This is a genomic window from Nonomuraea sp. ATR24 (assembly GCF_041950485.1).
Taxonomy (GTDB): Bacteria; Actinomycetota; Actinomycetes; order Streptosporangiales; family Streptosporangiaceae; genus Nonomuraea; species Nonomuraea ceibae.
Genome location: NZ_JBGNUU010000014.1, coordinates 91,311 through 109,143, shown reverse-complemented (window position 1 = coordinate 109,143; position 17,833 = coordinate 91,311). Strand labels below are relative to the sequence as shown.

The 17,833-nt window shown below is 74.6% G+C and carries 20 protein-coding genes and 1 pseudogene; 12 read left to right on the top strand and 9 right to left on the bottom strand.

The genetic code is table 11. The annotated features are described in order from the left end of the window. Window positions 1-20 precede the first annotated feature (20 nt). Window positions 21-1,376, top strand: a complete 1,356-nt coding sequence (locus ACBI99_RS30075; RefSeq protein ID WP_375074037.1) for an FAD-binding oxidoreductase — start codon at window positions 21-23, stop codon at window positions 1,374-1,376. A 5-nt stretch (window positions 1,377-1,381) separates the two neighbouring features. Here ACBI99_RS30075 and ACBI99_RS30070 read toward each other — a convergent pair whose 3' ends face one another. Further along, a complete protein-coding gene (locus ACBI99_RS30070; RefSeq protein WP_219502093.1) occupies window positions 1,382-2,809 on the bottom strand; it encodes a PLP-dependent aminotransferase family protein in 1,428 nt (475 codons plus the stop codon). Window positions 2,810-2,979: 170 nt separating this feature from the next. On the opposite strand from ACBI99_RS30070, the gene ACBI99_RS30065 reads away from it, so the two are divergent. Next, on the top strand, window positions 2,980-3,807 hold the full coding sequence (locus ACBI99_RS30065) for an MBL fold metallo-hydrolase (RefSeq protein ID WP_375074036.1): 828 nt from the start codon (window positions 2,980-2,982) through the stop codon (window positions 3,805-3,807). Here the strand turns inward: ACBI99_RS30065 and ACBI99_RS30060 are convergent. Beyond that, a complete protein-coding gene (locus ACBI99_RS30060; protein WP_375074035.1) occupies window positions 3,789-5,099 on the bottom strand; it encodes an FAD-binding oxidoreductase in 1,311 nt (436 codons plus the stop codon). The genes ACBI99_RS30065 and ACBI99_RS30060 overlap by 19 nt on opposite strands. Continuing rightward, a complete protein-coding gene (locus ACBI99_RS30055; protein ID WP_375074034.1) occupies window positions 5,099-5,557 on the bottom strand; it encodes a cupin domain-containing protein in 459 nt (152 codons plus the stop codon). Before ACBI99_RS30055 ends, ACBI99_RS30060 begins: the two co-directional genes overlap by 1 nt. Window positions 5,558-5,635: 78 nt before the next feature. Between ACBI99_RS30055 and ACBI99_RS30050 the strand changes: the two genes are divergently transcribed. After that, window positions 5,636-6,610 carry a DUF5937 family protein gene (locus ACBI99_RS30050; RefSeq protein ID WP_375074033.1) on the top strand — a complete coding sequence of 325 codons (975 nt, stop codon included), beginning with the start codon at window positions 5,636-5,638 and terminating at the stop codon, window positions 6,608-6,610. 169 nt (window positions 6,611-6,779) lie between these two features. On the opposite strand, the gene ACBI99_RS30045 is transcribed toward ACBI99_RS30050, so the two are convergent. After that, window positions 6,780-7,748: an MBL fold metallo-hydrolase gene (locus ACBI99_RS30045; protein ID WP_219502103.1), complete on the bottom strand. Its 969-nt coding sequence runs from the start codon at window positions 7,746-7,748 to the stop codon at window positions 6,780-6,782. A 127-nt stretch (window positions 7,749-7,875) separates the two neighbouring features. On the opposite strand from ACBI99_RS30045, the gene ACBI99_RS30040 reads away from it, so the two are divergent. Continuing rightward, window positions 7,876-9,213 carry a Dyp-type peroxidase gene (locus tag ACBI99_RS30040; RefSeq protein WP_375074032.1) on the top strand — a complete coding sequence of 446 codons (1,338 nt, stop codon included), beginning with the start codon at window positions 7,876-7,878 and terminating at the stop codon, window positions 9,211-9,213. A gap of 227 nt (window positions 9,214-9,440) precedes the next feature. On the opposite strand, the pseudogene ACBI99_RS30035 reads toward ACBI99_RS30040, so the two are convergent. Beyond that, window positions 9,441-9,698, bottom strand: a pseudogene (locus ACBI99_RS30035) (MBL fold metallo-hydrolase); the annotation flags it as partial. On the opposite strand from ACBI99_RS30035, the gene ACBI99_RS30030 reads away from it, so the two are divergent. The 4 genes from ACBI99_RS30030 (at window position 9,610) to ACBI99_RS30015 (ending at window position 12,746) form a co-directional block, all read left to right on the top strand. After that, window positions 9,610-10,416, top strand: a complete 807-nt coding sequence (locus ACBI99_RS30030; protein WP_375074031.1) for an ABATE domain-containing protein — start codon at window positions 9,610-9,612, stop codon at window positions 10,414-10,416. The pseudogene ACBI99_RS30035 and the gene ACBI99_RS30030 sit on opposite strands and share 89 nt — an antisense overlap. Window positions 10,417-10,596: 180 nt before the next feature. Beyond that, the gene (locus ACBI99_RS30025; RefSeq protein WP_219502107.1) at window positions 10,597-11,994 is read left to right on the top strand and encodes a hypothetical protein; all 1,398 of its coding nucleotides are present in this window, start codon (window positions 10,597-10,599) and stop codon (window positions 11,992-11,994) included. Between the two features lie 6 nt (window positions 11,995-12,000). Continuing rightward, entirely contained in the window at window positions 12,001-12,459 is a 459-nt protein-coding gene (locus ACBI99_RS30020) for a hypothetical protein (RefSeq protein ID WP_219502115.1), read from the top strand. Beyond that, complete coding sequence (locus tag ACBI99_RS30015; RefSeq protein WP_219502116.1) at window positions 12,456-12,746, top strand: hypothetical protein; 291 nt, start codon at window positions 12,456-12,458, stop codon at window positions 12,744-12,746. Before ACBI99_RS30020 ends, ACBI99_RS30015 begins: the two co-directional genes overlap by 4 nt. Window positions 12,747-12,773: 27 nt before the next feature. On the opposite strand, the gene ACBI99_RS30010 is transcribed toward ACBI99_RS30015, so the two are convergent. After that, the gene (locus ACBI99_RS30010) at window positions 12,774-13,196 is read right to left on the bottom strand and encodes a helix-turn-helix domain-containing protein (protein ID WP_357587508.1); all 423 of its coding nucleotides are present in this window, start codon (window positions 13,194-13,196) and stop codon (window positions 12,774-12,776) included. 136 nt (window positions 13,197-13,332) lie between these two features. Between ACBI99_RS30010 and ACBI99_RS30005 the strand changes: the two genes are divergently transcribed. The 4 genes from ACBI99_RS30005 (at window position 13,333) to ACBI99_RS29990 (ending at window position 15,330) form a co-directional block, all read left to right on the top strand. After that, on the top strand, window positions 13,333-13,623 hold the full coding sequence (locus ACBI99_RS30005; RefSeq protein WP_357587507.1) for a DUF3040 domain-containing protein: 291 nt from the start codon (window positions 13,333-13,335) through the stop codon (window positions 13,621-13,623). Between the two features lie 76 nt (window positions 13,624-13,699). Further along, a complete protein-coding gene (locus ACBI99_RS30000; protein WP_357587506.1) occupies window positions 13,700-13,927 on the top strand; it encodes a hypothetical protein in 228 nt (75 codons plus the stop codon). After that, on the top strand, window positions 13,924-14,640 hold the full coding sequence (locus ACBI99_RS29995; RefSeq protein WP_375074030.1) for a hemerythrin domain-containing protein: 717 nt from the start codon (window positions 13,924-13,926) through the stop codon (window positions 14,638-14,640). The genes ACBI99_RS30000 and ACBI99_RS29995 overlap by 4 nt, the downstream gene beginning before the upstream one ends. A gap of 57 nt (window positions 14,641-14,697) precedes the next feature. Continuing rightward, a complete protein-coding gene (locus ACBI99_RS29990; RefSeq protein WP_375074029.1) occupies window positions 14,698-15,330 on the top strand; it encodes a metal-dependent phosphohydrolase in 633 nt (210 codons plus the stop codon). Here the strand turns inward: ACBI99_RS29990 and ACBI99_RS29985 are convergent. From ACBI99_RS29985 to ACBI99_RS29975, 3 genes are read right to left on the bottom strand one after another with little or no spacing between them, the layout of a single operon-like run. Beyond that, the gene (locus tag ACBI99_RS29985) at window positions 15,293-15,556 is read right to left on the bottom strand and encodes a DUF4031 domain-containing protein (RefSeq protein WP_219502124.1); all 264 of its coding nucleotides are present in this window, start codon (window positions 15,554-15,556) and stop codon (window positions 15,293-15,295) included. The two genes, ACBI99_RS29990 and ACBI99_RS29985, sit on opposite strands and share 38 nt — an antisense overlap. Further along, window positions 15,553-16,296 (bottom strand): HAD family hydrolase, encoded by a 744-nt coding sequence (locus ACBI99_RS29980; RefSeq protein ID WP_219502125.1) that lies wholly within the window; start codon window positions 16,294-16,296, stop codon window positions 15,553-15,555. Before ACBI99_RS29980 ends, ACBI99_RS29985 begins: the two co-directional genes overlap by 4 nt. An 18-nt stretch (window positions 16,297-16,314) precedes the next feature. Then, complete coding sequence (locus ACBI99_RS29975; RefSeq protein WP_219502128.1) at window positions 16,315-17,484, bottom strand: cytochrome P450; 1,170 nt, start codon at window positions 17,482-17,484, stop codon at window positions 16,315-16,317. Window positions 17,485-17,833: the final 349 nt, after the last annotated feature.

The window sequence follows — 17,833 nt, the reverse complement described above, 5'->3', positions numbered from 1 at the left end:
ATCGGTGTCACGCTCAGGGCATGACAACGACAGCGACTCGCTTCGACGGCCGGCTCCTCACCCCCGGCGACGCCGGTTACGACAGCGCCCGCACCGTCTGGAACGCCATGGTCGACCGGCGGCCCCGGATGATCGTCCGCGCGGCGGGCGTCGCCGATGTGGTCGCCGCCGTGCGGCTGGCGCGGGAGCTGGACCTGGAGATCGGCGTGCGCTGCGGCGGCCACAACGCCGCCGGCTTCGCCGTCCCCGACGGCGGACTCATGATCGACCTGACGCCCATGGGCGGCGTGCGGATCGACCCGGCCCGCCGCCGGGCCCGGGTGCAGGGCGGCGCGCTGCTCGGCGCGCTGGACCGCGCGTCCCAGGCGTACGGCCTGGCCACCACCGCCGGCAACGTCTCGCACACCGGCGTCGGCGGGCTCACGCTCGGCGGCGGCATGGGCTGGCTGGCCCGCCAGTACGGCCTGGCCTGCGACAACGTCATCTCGTACACGATGGTCACCGCCGAAGGGGACGTGGTGACCGCGAGCCGTGCCGAGAACCCCGACCTGTTCTGGGGCCTGCGCGGCGGCGGCGGCAACTTCGGCGTCGTCACCGAGTTCGAGTTCCGGCTGCATCACACGGGCACGCGGACGCTGGTCGCCGAGTTCGACTTCCGCGCCGAGGACGCCGTCCCGGTCCTCGAGGGCTGGCGCGACCTGAACGCCGTCGCGCCCCGGCAGGCGACGTTCACCGCCGGCGTCGGCAGCGGCCCGGAAGGCCCGATCGCCACGGCCGGGTTCGTGTGGGTCGGCGACCCGGACGAGGGCCGCCGGCTGCTCCCCGCGATGCGGGCGCTCGGGCGTCCCGTCGCCTCACGCGTCACCACCCCGTCCTACCTCGAACTCCAGCGGCGCGACGACTCCACCGGCGGCCACGCCTACCGCCGCTACGCCAAGGCGCACTACCTGCGGCGATTCCCCACCGCGGCGATCGAGGCGTTCCTGCTGCGCGGCGGCGCCGACCTGAGCGCGGACCCGTACCTGCCGGGCGTCGGCCTGCAGGCGCACGGCGGCGCGATCGCCGACGTCCCCGAGGCGGACGCGGCGTTCGGCCACCGGGGCACGATGTTCGAGTTCGGGGCCGGGTCCCGCTGGACCGACCCGGCCGAGGACGACGCCAGGATGGGCGCCGCCCGCGCCGCCGGGGCGTCGCTCGAACCGTACGCGAGCGGGGTGTACGTCAACTCGCTGACGGCCGACGAGCTGGCCGAGGGGCAGAGCGGCGTGCGGCGGGCGTACCCGGCCGCGAAACTGGCCCGGCTGACCGAGCTCAAGACCGCGTACGACCCGGCCAACGTGTTCCACCTGAACCAGAACATCCGCCCGGCACGCTGATGGCCTCAGCGTTCCCGTACCTCGCGCACGGCCGCCGCGAGCAGCGCGACCCCTTCGGCGATGGCGGCCTCGCCCAGGATGGCGTAGCCGAAGATCAGGCCGCCCGGCCCGGCGCCGGTGATCCGGTACGGGCCGACGCCGTGGATGCCGAGCCCGCGCCGGGCGGCGGCGGCCACCACCTCCGCCTCGTCGAGGCCGGACGGAAGCCAGGCGACCACGTGCTGCCCGGCGGCGATCCCGGCCGGTCGCAGCTCGGGCAGCTGGGTGCGCAGGGCGTCCAGCAGCGCGTCACGGCGGCGGCGGTAGACCGGGCGCATCCGGCGCAGGTGGCGGTCGAACTCCCCGCGCGCCAGGAAGTCGGCGAACGTCAGCTGGTCGATGACCGGCGACCCCCGGTCGGCGAGCACCTTCGCCGCGGCGACGTCGCCCACCAGCCGGGCGGGCACGACCAGCCAGCCGAGCCGCAACCCGGGCGCGAGCGTCTTGCTGGCCGTGCCGCAGTAGACGACGTGATCGGGCGCCAGGCCCTGCATGGCGCCGACCGGCGAGCGGTCGTAACGGTACTCGGCGTCGTAGTCGTCCTCGATCACGAGCGCGCCGCGCCGCTTCGCCCAGCGGATCACCTCCGCCCGCGCCGGGGCCGACAGCACTCCGCCGGTGGGCCACTGGTGCGACGGCGTGAGCACGACCGCGTCGGCGTCGGCCCGGTGGAGCGCGCCGACCTCGACGCCGTCCGGGCCCACCGGGACGCCGACCACCTCCAGACCGGCGGCGCGGGCCAGCACCAGGGCGTCGTCGTTCGACGAGGGGTCCTCCAGGGCGATCCGCCTGGCGCCGTGCTGGACGAGCACCTGGATCAGCAGCGCGATGCCCTGCCCGTAGCCGCCGCAGACGACCACGTGGCCCGGCGCGGCCGAGGTGCCGCGCACCCGGTTGAGGTAGTCGCACAGGGCCGTGTGCAGCTCCGGCACGCCACGACCGTCGAGGTAGGCGAACCGGTCGTTGGGCGTGGCGGTGAGCACGGCGCGGACCGAGCGCAGCCAGGCGGCCCGGGGGAACTGCGACACGTCGGTGCGCCCGTACCCGAAGTCGACCCGGAAGCCGGGGCCGTGCGCCGCCGGGGTCGCGGGGCCCGCGCCGGCGGCCACCGGCGGCATCGACGCGGCGACCTGCGTGTAGCCGCCCGACCGGCTGGCGAGGTAGCCCTCGGCGACGAGCTGCTGGTAGGCCTCCACGACCACGCCACGGGAGACGCCGAGCCCGGCCGCCAGGGTGCGGGAGGGCGGCAGCGAGGCGCCCGCCCGCAGCCGGCCGGCCCGGATGCCCGCGCGGATGGACGTCTCGATCTGCCGGTGCAGCGGCACCCCGGCGTCGCGGTCCAGCTCGATGAGCAGGTCCTCGGCCAGGCCGGAACCGGTCCTCGAACGCCCCATAGGATCGGACCCTACCGGCGGGCGCCCCGTCCGGCCAGGCTGTGCGACCTGGCGGGGCACGGCTCCCTTCGGCATCTCAGCACCCATCGCAGGAGGCGGCGGATGAACGGCACCGAGCCCGGGCAGGCGCCCCGGCACCGCACGACGACCGCGGGCCGCCGGGCGTGGCCATGCTGACGCAGGTCGCCGAGGGGGTGCTGATCCACCAGAGCATGTTCGTGCGGACCAACGCCGTCGTCGTGCGGGGCGCGGCCGGGGTGCTGCTCATCGACCCCGGCGTGACCGGCGCCGAGCTCGGCTGCCTCGCGGACGACCTGCACGGGCTGGGACAGCCCGTCGTGGCGGGGTTCTCCACCCATCCCGACTGGGATCACCTGCTCTGGCACCCCCGGCTCGGCCAGGTGCCCCGCCACGGCACGGCGCGCTGCGCGGCCGCCGTACGCGACCAGCTCGCGGACCCGGACGCGAAGGCCCGCGTCGCCGACCACCTGATCGGCACGGAAGTCGCCGGGCAGGTGCCGCTCGACCTGCTCGGCGACATCACCGGCCTGCCCGCCGGGACCGCGTACATCCCCTGGGACGGTCCCCGGGTCCGGATCGTCGAGCACCGGGCGCACGCGCCGGGCCACGCGGCGCTGCTGATCGAGGAACGCGGGGTTCTCGTCGCCGGCGACATGCTCTCCGACGTCCTGGTCCCGATGCTCGACCTGGACGCCGCCGACCCGGTCGAGGACTACCTGGAGGCGCTGCGGCTGCTGGAGGAGGTGGCGGGCGACGCGGGCGTCGTCGTCCCCGGTCACGGCTCCGCCGGCGGAGCGGGCCAGGTCCGCGCCCGGATCACCCTGGACCGGGCGTACGTGCACGCCCTGCGGGACGGCCACGAGCCGAGTGACCCCCGGATCGGGCCGTCGGCCGAGCCCGGCTGGGAATGGGTGAGCGACGTGCACACCGGGCAGCTCCAGCGCCTGGCCCGCCCCCGCTACCCGAGCACCGGGTAGTTCGCGCGGAACACGTGGTGCGGGTCACGAGCCCGCTTGATCTCCCGCAGCCGCGCGAGCGTCCCGGCGGAGAAGGACTGCGCCGCCGTGTCGCCGGGGGAGAGCATGGTGTACGGCTTGCGTCCGCTGACGCGGCTCTCCAGGTCGGCCACGACCTCGGCCTGCTTGGCGCGCGTCGCGTCGGCCGCGTGCGGCAGCCCGAGCCCCAGCAGCCCGAGCAGGTACGGCTCGGTCAGCGCGCCGCTCGCACCGGCACCGCCGCCCGGCTCGGCGAGCGCCCCGCCCAGATGCCTGATCTGCACGTTGATGAGCGGTTCGACCGGCTTGGCCAGCAGGCGCTCCACCGCGTCCGCGTCCAGGCCGGTGAGCAGCTCCGCCCGGGCGATGGACGGGGCCGGGTCGGTCGGCTCGGCGGTGATGCCGCCCAGCTCGGCAAGGGGGACGACGCCCCGGCTGTCGGAGAGCGCGCCCTCGATCTTGCCGAGGCGCGCCAGCAGGTCCTCGGCCCGGGCCGCCTCACCCAGGTAGGCCAGGTCCAGCGTCACCATCGGCGGCGCGCCGGGCGGCTGGAACCGGTTGATCCAGACGCTGAGCTCGCGCGGCGCCTCGGCGGTGATCTCCAGGAACGCGTCGTACACCTCCCCGGTCCGGTGCTGCGGCCAGATCACGCGCCCGCCGTACAGGACCGGCACCGGATACAGCTCCAGCTCGACGGCGGTCACCACCGCGAAGTCCCCGCCACCGCCGCGCAGCGCCCAGAACAGGTCGGGGTCGGACTCGGCGGTCACCCGGCCCGGCTCACCGTCGGCGTCCACGACGTCGAGGGCGCGCACGCTGTCGGAGGCGAAGCCGTACGCGCGGCTGAACCAGCCGATCCCGCCGCCCAGGGTGTAGCCGGTCACGCTGACCCCGGGCGCGCTGCCGGACAGGCCGGCCAGCCCCAGCGGGCCGGCCGCCGCCAGCACCTGCCCCCACTTCGCGCCCGCGCCCACCCGGGCCACGCGCTCCTCCGCGCGCACCTCCACCTCGTTCAACCGGCCGGTACGCAGCAGGATCACGCCTTCCACGTCACCCGAGGCGCCGTGGCCGCTCGGCTGCGCGGTCACCGTCAGGCCCGCCCGGCGCGTGTAGCGGACGAGCGCCGCCACGTCGCCGGCGTCCGCGGCCTCCGCCACGGCGGCCACCGGCTGCCCGACGGTCAGGTTCCACGCGGTGGCAGCCTGGTCGAAGCCGTCGTCACCGGGCAAAAGCACGCGCCCCTTGAGGGCGCCGCGCAGGTCGTTGCTCGTCATCAGCTGTCTTCCTGGTTCTCGTCAAGGTCAAGGCCGGCGAAATGGTTGTCGTGGGCTTCGTGGAGCCTGCCCTGGTCGCGCTCGGTCACGGTGGCGAGCCGCGCGAAGTACTCCTCCCGGGGCACGCCCGGTGAGAGGGCCATGAGGAGGGTGGCGGGCTCGGGGCGGTCCTTCCGGATCGCGTGCACGGCGCCCGCCGCGGCGTGCGCGGTGTCCCCGGCCCGCAGGGTCCGCCAGGCCCGCCCGTCGAAGTAGCCGACCTCGCCCTCCTCGACGACGAAGGTCTCGCTGAAGGTCGTGTGGAAGTGCGGGGAAGGGCCCCGGCTGGAGGGCGACATGCGCCACCTGTAGAGGCTCACGGTCCCGCCGGTCTCCGCCGGGGTGGCGAGGACCTCGATGACCGATCCGCCGGGGCCCAGCCGGATCGTTCGCGCCGGTGTCGGCTTCGTCTCCGTCATGCCCCGAGTCTCGTGACTCCGCGGCCCGCTCGCGCTCACTTCGGCCCTGGCCTAATGGTGTGGCCCGACAATGGGGAGATGATCCGCTACCGACTGGGCGCCGGGGCCGCGGGCGTGCGGTGGGCGATGTCGCCGATCCACGAGGTGGTCAGCCTCGCCCGGCTTCTGACCGAGCCACGGCGTCACCCGATGTTCCACCCGTGGCTGCGCCGTCGCCGCGATCGCCTGTCGGGGCTGGACCTGGGCGCGCTCACGATCTTCATGGCGGATGGCGCGTACCGGCCCGACTTCCTCGACCCGTCGCCGATGTCCAGCGAGCCGTCGTTCGAGGAGTGCGTGGCCGCCCTCCTCGCCACCCCGCTGGACCAGGTCCGCGCCGAGCTCGCCGACGCCGCGATCGGGCGGGAGGCCGGACTGGGCCACCGGCTGCTCGGCGACCCCGGCCGGGTCAGGGCGGAGGCCGCTTGCGCGGTGCGCCGCCTCTGGAAGGCGGCCGTGGAGCCGGAATGGCCGTCCATGCGGCAGGCGCTGCGGGCCGAGATGCTGGACCGGGCCCTCCAGGTCAACCGCGAGGGGCTGCGCGAGGTCCTTCCGCGCCTGCACCACTCGACGGCGCTGGAGGGCGACACCGTCACCGTCGCGTCGGCCGTCGACGTCGACGTCGACTGCCCGGACGGGCTCATCCTCGTCCCGTCGCTGTTCATCACGGACCGGGTGCAGTGCGCCACCTCCGCCCACTGGGCCCCGGCGATCTACTACCCGGCGTCCGGGCGTTACCTGTGGGCGGCGCCGGCCACGCCGCGATCCCTCGACCGGCTGCTGGGGACGACCCGGGCGGGCATCCTGGCCGCGCTCGTCACCCCGTTGCAGACGGGCGTGGTGGCCGGGCTGGTGGGCGTGACCGCCCCGACGGCCAGCGAGCACCTGACGGTCCTGCGCGACGCCGGGCTGATCGACAGCAGCCGGGCCGGCCGCACGGCCACACACGAGCTCACCGACGCCGGCCGCGCCCTCCTGGCCGCCGCCTCGCCGCACCCCCGCCGCCCTCGGTGAGCACGCCGGGGGCGGGACCGGCCGCGGGCGGAGCTGAGGAGGACGAGCGTGCGCCGCCGGCGTTCGCGGCTGGAGCCTGTCGCGCGGCGATCTCGCCCGCGCCATGCTCGACGTCCTGGCCGACCCCGCCACCCACCGCCGGGCCCTGGGCGTCGGCCCCGGCTGACGGTCAGCGGCGGTGCTGGTGCTGCTCCGGCAGGTGGCTGTCCGGGTGGACCCACAGCAGGACGTTGTCCGGCCGCGAGGCGCCGGGCCGCTCCCGCTGCCGCCGGAAGAACTCCAGCACCTCCCGGTCGGAGTGGCGCAGGCTGAAGTGGATCAGGACGAACAGCGTACGCGGGTTCGCCTCGACGATCGGGCGCAGCCGGCTCCACACCGTGTGCCCGACCCGGTCCGCGCGCTCCAGCTCGCCGTCCTCCAGGAAGGTGCACTCGGTGATGACGACCGGGTAGCCGAACAGCCAGGGGTTGCGCTCGAAGACGCGCACGTGCGTGTCACCCAGATAGGCGAAGAGCGGCCGGGTGGTCAGGGCGTCGACCTCGACGCCCTTCTCGCGTTCGCGCGCCATCAGGCGCCCGAACTCGGCGCCCCTGCCCCGCTCCGCCAGTGACCGCCGCAGCTCCTCGAACTCCGGCCGCAGCGCCTTGACCCGCTCCGAGAAGGCGTAACCGACGCAGGGCACCTTGTGCTCGCACTCCACCACGCGCACCCGGTGTCCCCGGCGCCCGAAGCCGAACTCGTCGCCCCCGGCCACGCCGTGCAGGCGGTGGCCCCCGGCCAGGGCGGGGTCGAACCCGGCCCCGTGGTTGAGCTCGGCGGAGGCGCGGATGTAGGACTCCGCGTACGGCACCGCCTCGGCGGGCAGGTAGACGTCCACGCCGGAGGGGTTGGCGGCCAGGTGGTCGAGGTCCTTGGCGTGGTCGTGGTGGGTGTGGGTGAGGAAGACCGTGTCCGGCCGCCGCCCCTCGCACAGGCCGGCGTCGAGGCAGCACCGCAGCTCGGGGATGTGGAAGAACGTCTTGTCGTTCGCCCGGGAGTAGCCGGTGAGGGTCAGCTCGGTGCCGGGGATCCGCCACGTCTTCCACTGCCGGAACGGGTGTCCCCGCTCCAGCCGGTCGGGGTGCTCTGCCTGGTTCATGTGGGTGTGGGCCGTTTCCGGGAGTTTCGGGCAGTCATGGGCGGGGCCGGGGAGAGGGGCGACGGTGCCGCCGCCTAGGCTTCAGGCTACCTGAAGGTTATGACCCCCTTCGCCTTGGAGGACACCCATGCCCAGTTCGTCTACGCCTGCCTTCTCCCGGCGCACCCTGGTCACCTCGCTCGTGGCGACCGCGGGCGCGAGCGGGGCGCTGGCCCTCACGGGAGACGACGCGCCGGCCACCCCGTCGAGGCAGGCGGCCCCGGAGCGGCGTCACGAGACGCAGCAGCCCGGCATCGCCACGCCCCAGCAGCTCTACGCCTGCTTCGCCGCCTTCGACCTCGAGAGCGCCGGCCCCAAGGGCAAGCCCCTGCCCACCGAACGGATCGCCGTCAACTTCCAGCGCCTCATGGAGCACTGGAGCGCCGCCGCCGAACGGCTCATGCGGGGCCGCCCCGCCGGGCCGCTCCCGTCCAGCCGCCCCGGCATGCCTGCCGACACCGGCATCGCCGACGGCCTGCCGCCCTCCCGGCTGACCGTGACGTTCGGCCTCGGACCCGAGCTGTTCGGCCGCATCGGCCGTAAGAAGGAGCGGCCCCGGCACCTGCGCCGGCTGCCGGCCTTCTCCACCGACCAGCTCCAGCCCGCCTGGAGCGGCGGCGAGCTGTTCGTGCAGATCTGCGGCGACGACCCGCAGAGCATCAGCCACGCCTTCCGCGCCCTGCGCGGCCGCGCCCCCGGCCTCGCCCGGCTGCGCTGGAGCCAGCAGGGCTTCCTCGGCCGGTTCGGCGACGCCACCCCGCGCAACCTGTTCGGGCACAAGGACGGCACCGCCAACCCCAGGCCGGGCACCGCCGCCTTCGACGACGCCGTACGGGTCACCGCCCCGGACGAGCCGTCCTGGTTCACCGGCGGCACCTACCTGGTCTTCCGCAAGATCCGGATGGACCTGCCCACCTGGGACACCTCCACCGCCGACAAGCAGGACCGGTCCATCGGCCGCCGCCGCGACAACGGCGCCCCGCTCAGCGGCGGCCACGAGTTCACCCCCGCGGACTTCGGCAAGAAGGGGCCCGACGGCAAACCCCTCATCCCAGCCGACTCCCACGTGGCCCTGGTCCACGGCATCCCCATGCTGCGGCGCTCGTACAACTACGACTACGCCTTCCAGGCGCCGCCCGCGCCGGACGCCGGCCACGAGCACCCCGGGGGCGACAAGCCCGGCCACAGCCACGACGACCCGCTGCACGACCACGCCGGGGCCGGGCACAACAGCTACGACACCGGCACCCTGTTCTGCGCCTACCTGCGGGACCCTGGCGACTTCGTCCGCGCCCAGCGCAAGATGGCCGACGCCGGCGACCGGCTCAACGCCTTCATCCAGCACACCGGCAGCGCCGTCTTCGCCATCCCCCCGGCGGTCCGGCCCGGCCGTTCCCTCGCGGACGCGCTGTTCCCCGCCCGCTGACCCCGGACCGCGCCCCGGGGGCAGGGCGGACGCGGTGCGGGAGCCGTCCCGGGGTCAGCCCCGCTCGCCCAGGTCCAGGCGGTCGAGCAGCCCGGCGGCGGTGAAGGCGGCCACCAGCTCGTCGCGCCCCTCGGTGAAGTGCGCCCAGCTGTCCGCTCGACGAGTTCGAGCGAGGCGTTGTCGCCGCTGACGTAGACGGTGGGCAGGCCATCCCCGGTCAGGACGAACCCGACGACCTGCCCGGTGAACGGCTCGACGTCCTCGCGGGCGCCGGGCCCGTGGACGGCGGGCACGCCGGTGACCGTGACCGTGCCGCCGCCGGGGCGCTCCAGCTCGACCGCCTCCCAGTCGGCCAGCCCCCTGGCCCCGCCGCCCAGGCGCTGGCCGCCTCCGGGCGTGGTGAGGGTCCGCGGGACGCCGGCGAGCAGCGCCCGGCCGGAGACGTCCAGGTTGTCGGGGTGCTCGTCGTGGGAGAGCAGGACCACGTCGATCCGGCCCAGGTCGGCCGGGGCGGCGGCGGAGGGGCCGTCTTGGTCGGCCGGCCGCGCGGCACGAGGTAGTCGCGGGGGCGTCGAAGGTCGGGTCGGTCAGGAAGCGCAGGCCGCCGTACTCGAACAGGGCGGTCGGGCCGCCGAGGACGCCGCGCCGGGAGCGGCGGACCACCTCGCCCTCGACTTCGCCAACAGCGCCGTCGCGCTGCCCGGAGGGCGGTTCGTCGACCTTCTCGGCACCCCGGAGGCGGCGAACCGGTGGCTGGCCGAGCGCGGCCTGGCTCCGGCCGACGCCGGCGTGCGGGAGATGTGCGCGACGCAGCTGCGTTCGCTGCGCGAGCACGTCAGGTCGCTGTTCGCCGCCCGCGTGGCCGGGGTGCCCGCTCTGCCCGCGGCGCTGTCGGCCGTCAACGACGCGCTGAGCAGGGCGCCCACGGCGGCGCTGCTGTACTGGGACGACCGGCGCGGCCCGTACCGCGCGGCGCCGTGCCCGGTCAACGAGATCCTCGACCGCGCGCTCGCGGCTCTCGCGGCCGACGCGGCCGACCTCCTCACCGGCCCGGACGCCGGCCGCCTCAGCTCGTGCGGGGCCGCGCCCTGCAACCGCTTCCTGCTGAGCCGCGGCCGCCGCCACTGGTGCTCCGTCCGCTGCGGCGACCGCGCCCGCGCCGCCCGCGCCTACGCCCGCCGCGCCCGCTCGCAGGCCGGCTGACCCCGCAGCCGGGGGTTCTCGCGTCCTCCGTTTCCCCCGGTGGGGGATATATCCACCTGTGTGACAGGCGGGGCCACATATATGCGTTGACTGGGGCGGAGCTGGTGGCGTTCCATTCAGGATGGCTGCCATTGCCGGGGGGTCTCGGGCGGCCGCACGCGGCGCGGACGGAGGCGGAGCATGCGCTATCGGCTCGACCCGGCGGCGGAGGCGCAGGCCGTACGCGGCAACCTGATCGGCGCCCTCTACACCGGCGGCATCGCCTGGCTGGTCTCCTCCTACATGAGCGGCCGGATCCCCGCCGTGACCGTCGTCGTGCGGATCCCGCGCGACTTCGAGCTCTTCCCCTGGCTGGCCGGCGGCACCGGCGTGATCTCCGCGCTGTTCACGATCGCGCTGGCCGCGAGCGTGGTCCGCTGGCAGATCGCGCTGTCGCAGCGGCGGCAGGCGCGCGATCCGGTCAAGGCGCTGCTGCTGCCGCCCACGGCCCAGCACGGCGCCGCCCTGCGCCAGTCACGGCCCGGCCGCACCACGGTGGGCAACGTCGCGCTGCTGGCCGTGCCGTGGGTGGTGTTCCCGCTGGTGATCGTCGCGCTGGGCACCCAGCTCGTCCCCGAGCGGATGGGTTCGCGCGCGGAGGAGGCGATCTGGGTCGCCGGCCTGGCCGGCGGGGTCGGGCTGGCCGTGCTCGTCGTCGTCGCCGTCGACGTCACGCGCCGGCAGCTGCTGGCCTGGCAGGTGCGCAGGCTCTCCCAGGACCCGGCCTTCGCCGCGCTGATGCCGCCCGCCACCGCCACCCCGGCCCAGTACCGGGCCCCGGTCATCCCCGAACTGAGGATCACCTACTACGATCCGCCCCCGAGCATCACCTTCGGCCTGCCCAAGGTCACCGCCGAGCGCAACGTCTTCGGCCGGCCCCCGCTGGACATCGCCTACTTCCGGCTGTTCGAGAACGAGTTACGGGTGCGCGACTTCGTCAAAGGGGCCTTCCGCCGCTGCGGGCACGTGCACCTGCTGCGCAGCGCCGCCTCCGTGAGCTACTCCGAGCTGGCCCGGGCGCGGCGCACCGGGACGCTCAAGAACCTGTTCATCACCTCCGACCGGCGCATGCTGCGGGCGCTCGGCGCGCGGTCCACCGAGCCGCTGCCCAGCGGGTTCCGCACCATCAGGGGGACCGGCGGCAAGGGCGTGCGCGTCTGGGACCGCAAGGGCAGCTACCCCTTGTCCGCCTATCTGTGCCACGGGAGCTACTGGAAACGCGCCGTCGACACCCTGCTGGAGCTCGCCGACCTCGTCGTCATCGACCTGTCGGGCTTCCAGAAGGAGAACGTCGGCACCGGCTACGAACTCCAGCGCGTCATCGACCGCTACCCCGTCCACCGCGTCGTCGTCCTCGCCGACACCGGCAGCGACACCCGCTATCTGGCGACCCACATCAGGCACGCCTGGGCGCGGATGGCCCCCGGCTCGCCCAACTCCGGGGACGGCGCCAGGACCCTGCTGGTCAGCCGGATCGCCATCGGCGGCCCGGCGGCCACCCACCACCTGCTGGCCTACGCGCTCCAACGACTGAGGTGATCGAGGATGTCCGCCCCCGGCAACGACCTGGCTCCCGTGATCGAGCTCTACAAGGTCGCGGTGGAGATGGCCGACCGGGTCTCGGCCCGGCGCACCCTGGCCAACGCCTTCTTCCTGTCCGTCCAGAGCACGCTGCTGTCGGTCGCCGCGCTGTCGCTGTTCACCGGTGTCAGGCCGTGGCCGGTCCCGGTGGTGTTCGCGCTGGTCGGAGTGGTGCTGTCGGGCACCTGGTGGGTGCAGTTGCGCAGCTACCGCGATCTCAACCGGGCCAAGTTCGCCGTCATCAACGAGATCGAGCTGCAACTGCCCGTGCAGCCGTTCGGCAGCGAGTGGCAGGCGCTCCTGGCCAGCCGGACCGGGCCGCTGCGGGGCCGCTACGCCGACCTCGGCAGCACCGAGCGGATCGTGCCCGGCGTGTTCGTGCTGCTGCATCTGCTGCTGATGGCGGGCAGACTCCTGGCATGACCTACCTGGACGCGGACGCGCGCCTCATCCGGAGCCTGCTGCCCGCCGGAGCCGCCCCGCCGGACGACGCCACCGGGCTGTTCGTCCTGTACGCGGTGCTGCTGCGGGCCAAGGGCGAGGCGGTGAGCGCCGAGGACGTCCACGACGCCTGGTCGGCGTGGATGAGCACGCGCGATCCCGGCCACCCGGCGCTCGTCCCGTACGCCGACCTGCCGCCCGCCACGCGCGCGGCCGACGAGCCGTACGCCGAGGCCATCCGCGCGGCGGCCGCCCGGCGCCGCCGCTGACCCGGGCGGGCGGCGGGCCGGGGGCCGTCAGCCGGTGCTGGTCCAGACGGGCAGGGTCAGCACGGTGTGCATGCGGCGCAGCTCGTCGCGGTGCAGGGCGCTCAGGCGGGTCAGCACCTGCTCGCCCTCCGGCGTCACCAGGACGCGCACGGCGCGGCCGTCGTCGGGGTGGGCCTCCCGCCTGACCAGGCCCTGCGACTGGGCGCGGTTGACCAGCTCGACGACGCTGTGGTGGCGGAGCTGGAGCCGGTCGGCGAGCTCGCGCACGGTCGCCCACTCCCGCCCGGGGAAGCCCTTCAGCGCCAGCAGCAGCTGGTATTGCTGCGGGGTGAGGCCGTCGGCGCGCACCGTCTCCTCGCTGAAGCGCAGGTAGCTGCGGATCCCGAAGCGGAAGCGGGCCAGCGCCTCGAAGTCCTGCTTGGTCAGGGGCGGGCTCTCATGGTCGGACACCGGACAAGTCTATCGCGTCACGAGGTGACGTGCGGCGCAGCGACAGTACATCACTCCAGGTCAACGTGATGAAAGACCGCCCATGTTCACCCGATTTCTATCGTGTTACGATGCAAATGCGTCCTGGGGAGGTATCGTGCTCAGTGATCGAGATCGCGAAGTGCTGCGGGAGATCCAGTGCCGGCTGCTGGCCGACGATCCGGCTTTCGCGCGGGACTTCTCGACCGACGCCCGGCTTCTCGGGGACGACGCCCCGTCCGGCGACCCGGCCACGTCCGCCTTCACGCTGCCGCTCCTGCTCAGCCTGGGGCTCGGCGTGCTCTCCCTGGCAGGCGGGTCGGGCGTCGGCGGGCTGGTGTTCTCCGGTATGGCCGCCGGCTTCTGGTGGCTGCGCGAGCGCCACGACGCGGGCACGTACGGGCCCTGAGCGCGCGTACGGGACACCGGCAGGATCCGGCCATCGATGCCCCGCCGGCCGCACGGGGCGGATATCGGAGGAACAAATGATCGCCATCGTCGCCGTGCTGGGCACGGTCCTGGCGCCGGCCGCCCTGGGGCTCGGCCTCGGCGTGCGGGTCGTCAAGCATAAACGGGCCACGCCGCCCGAACAGGCCCCGGAGGCCGCGCCGGGTGAGCCGGAGGAGCCGCCCGCCCTCCCGGCGCGGCCTGAGCTGACCCCGGACAGCGTGCCGGGCCAGCGGCTCCCCACCGAGCGGAGCGTCGCCCGATGAGCCGGCCCGCGGAGCTGAGACGGCACGCCAGGACCTCGGCCGCGCGCCCCAGGGACGGTGAGACCCCGCACACCCTCACCGGCGAGCACGCCCAGCTCCTGGCCCAGGTCACCGCCCGCGCCCGGGCCCTGCTCGCGGCGGCGGCCCGGGGCGGCTCCCCGGAGCGGGAGGCCCGCGCCCTGACCGCCTACCTGCGCGCCGAGGTGATCCGGCAGATCAGGGACGAGGAGTGGCTGCTGTTCCCCGCCTACGGCGCCGCGCCCGCGCTGTCACGGCTGACCCGCGACCACGCCCGGCTGCGCGCCGCCGTCGACGCGATCACCCGGGCGGCCTCGGACTCCTGCCCGCCGGCGCGGCTCGCGACCCTCACCCGCGACCTGCTCACCCAGCTCGGACGCCACTTCGCCACCGAGGAACGCGTCCTGGCCGCGCTCGGCCGACCGGCCGCCGCGACCGCCGCGCTCGGCGCGCAGCCGCACCGCTGGTTCCCGCTCACCGAGGGGCCGGTGATCGACCTGGACACGCTGCCCCAGGCCGCGGCCGCCGACGCCGTACGCGACCGGCTGCGCAGGCTCGGCCGCGACGAGGCGGTCGAGCTGCGCTCCGGCCACGACCTCAACCTGCTGTGCTGGCAGCTGGCCGACGGCGACTACGGCTTCACGTACCTGAGCGAGGGGCCCGGCGAGTGGCGCGTCCGGGTGCGGCGGCGCTGAGGCGGGGCGGGGTCAGCCGCACGGCCACGGCCCGCCGCGGGGTTCTAGGGTGGAGGCGTGCTGAAGGCGTGGGCCGGGGTGGCGGGGGAGTCGCGGGCGGCGCTCGCCGTGGGGGCGGAGCTGGTGGCCCGCTGGAGCGAGCCGCACCGGCGCTACCACGACCTGGCCCACCTGCGCGCGGTGCTGTCCGCCGTCGGCCTGCTGGAGGGCTCCGCCGCCGACCCCGTGGCGGTGCGGCTGGCCGCCTGGTTCCACGACGCCGTCTACGACGGGCGGCCCGGCTGGGACGAGGAGCGCAGCGCCCAGCTCGCCCAGGCCAGGCTGCCGCGCTGCGGCGTGCCGCCGTCGCGGGTGGCCGAGGTCGCCAGGCTGGTCCGGCTGACCGCCGCGCACGACATCGTCACCGCCGGCGACCGCGACGGCGCGGTGCTGTGCGACGCCGACCTGGCCGTCCTCGGCGGCGACGGCTACGCCGCCTACGCGCGGGCGATCCGCCAGGAGTACGCGCACGTGCCCGACGACCTCTTCAGGCGGGGCCGGGCCCAGGTGCTGCGCCGGCTGCTGGCCGTACCGGAGCTCTATCGCACGCCCGCCGCGCGGGAGCTGTGGGAGGAGCGGGCGCGGGCCGCGATGGCGCGCGAGCTCGCCGAGCTCAGCGGGGCTTGCGGCGGCGCAGCCCCGAGGCGATGAGGCGGTGCAGCAGCTCGCGCGAGCTGACCGGATGCGCGCCGAGCGACACCGCGTGCGCGTGCGCCGTCTCCGGCACGTCGTAGTGGTCGCGGTCGAACGCGCGCCCGGGCACGCCGAGCCGCACCGCGAAGGCGTGCAGCTCGTCCAGCGAGCTGTCGCTGACCAGGTGGGACCAGAGCAGGCCGCGCGGCCCGGGGAAGTTGGGCGGGTCGATGAGCACCGTCACGACGTCAAGGGTAGAACCCGCCCGCGCACGGTGAGCTCGCCCAGGTCGTCCACCACCACATCCACGTCGCGCGCGAGGCCGGGGCCGTCGCGGTCGACCGCCACCACCAGCCCGAACCCGCCCCTGCGGGCCGCCTCGATCCCCGGCAGCGCCGCCTCCACCACCGCCGCCCGGACCGCGGGCAGCGCCAGCCGGCGCACCGCCTCCAGGAACAGCGCCGGGTCGGGCTTGCCCGGCAGGTTCATCAGCGCCGCGTCACTCCCGTCGACCAGCACGTCGAACAGGTGCGTCACGCCCGCCGCCCCGACCAGCCTGCGCCCGTGCAGGCTGGCCGACACCCCGGCGGTACGGGCCCCGCGCCGGCGCAGCTCGTGCAGCAGCGCCACGGCGGCGGGGAACGCGGCGACGCCGTACTTGTCCACCTCGGCGAGGAACAGCTGGTCCTTGGCCAGGCCGAGCCCGTGCACGGTCGGCGCGCCCGGCGGGTCGTCGGCCGCGCCCTCGGGCAGCGTGATGCCGCGCGAGGCCAGGAACGTGCGCACCCCGTCGAGGCGCGGACGCCCGTCGACGTGGCGCAGGTAGTCGCCGCGGATGTCGAACGGCTCGCAGCGGCCGCGCAGGAACGCGTCGAAGACGTGCTTCCAGGCGGCCGCGTGCCCCCGGGCGGTGTCGGTGACCACGCCGTCGGTGTCGAACACGACGGCGCCGATCGCCGTCAGGTCGATGACAGGATCGCTCACACCGCGAACGTAACCCCTCTACCAGGCGACGGGTAGCTTCTCCACGCCGTAGACGATGGCCAGCTTGCGCCACGGGATCTCCCCGGCCACGTGCAGCCCGGGGAAGCGGCGCAGCAGCGCCGGGAAGGCGATGCGCATCTCCATCTGGGCCAGCGGCGCGCCGATGCAGCGGTGGATGCCGTGCCCGAACGCCAGGTGCGAGCCCGCGGTCGGGCGGCCCGGCTTCACCTCGTCCATGTCGTCGCCGAGGTTCGGGTCGCGGTTGGCCGCGGCGAGCGAGCACAGCACCATCTCGCCCTTCTTGATCTGGTGCCCGTGCAGCTCCAGGTCGTCGCGGGCGAAGCGCGGGAAGGCCACCTGCACGACCGTCATGTAGCGCAGCAGCTCCTCGACGACGTCGTTGACGTAGCCGTCGACCTCGCGCACCTTGGCGGCCTGCTCGGGGTTCTCCAGCAGCCACAGCGTGCCGAGCGCGAGCATGCTGGTGCTCGTGTCGTGCCCGCCGGTCAGCAGGCCGTCGGCCATGCTGGCGAGCGTCCGGTCGTCGAGCTCGTCGCCATGCTCGCGCAGCAGCTGGCCGAGCAGGCCCTCGCCGGGGTTCTGCCGCTCACGGGCGACCAGGTCGACCAGGTACGTCATCGCGTCGTTGATCGCCTGCAGCGACGCCTCGGGCCCGGCGGTGAAGTCGAACCGGTCCGTGCTGAGCTTGACGAAGTCGGCGCGCTCCTCGTACGGGACGCCGAGCAGCTCGCACACGACGAGCGACGGGATGGGGAGCGCGAACTCCTCCATCAGGTCCACCGGCGAGCCCTTGGCCGCCATCCGGTCCAGGTGCTCCTCGACCATCGCCTCGATCCGCGGCTCCAGCCTGCGCAGTCGCCGCATGGTGAACTCGGGCGTCAGGTACTTGCGCAGCCGCGTGTGCTCGGGCGGGTCGCGGAAGCCGAGGCCGCCCGGGTCCTCCTGGTTGGAGCCCAGGCCGATGACGCCGGCGAAGTCGTTGCTGAAGCGCTCGTGGTCGCCGAGGACGCCACGCACGTCGTCCCACCGCGTCACCAGGTAGACCGTCTGGCCGCCCGGGATCTCCATCGGGAAGACCGGGTGCTCGGTCCGGATGCGGGCGAGTTCGGCCGCCGGGTCGAACCCGTCGCGCATGAACTGGACGAGCGGGAACTCTGAGTCTGACATCGAAATCCGTCCTGCTGGGATACATCACACCATGTTGGGATAAATCCCTCGATAGATGGTCCCATCCATGACGGGTGGCTGGTGCCCTCCGAAAGGACGAGATTTCATCTCACCTGATGATGAGATTCCGTCCCGCCGACCGCAAGTGTCCTGGTCACCTCGTCCGGCGGTCCCCGCCTCCCGTGACGGCACGGAAGGTAGCTGTCCGGTACGAACCCCGCTTCTTGTGCTGCTCCTGGGGCGTACGGGGAAAGACGGGCAAACCGGGGCGGCAGGCGGCGTTTGGCGTACAAGATGGCGACATTCTGCGATGATCTCGTCGTTTGGAGCCCGAGACTGAGCCTCACGG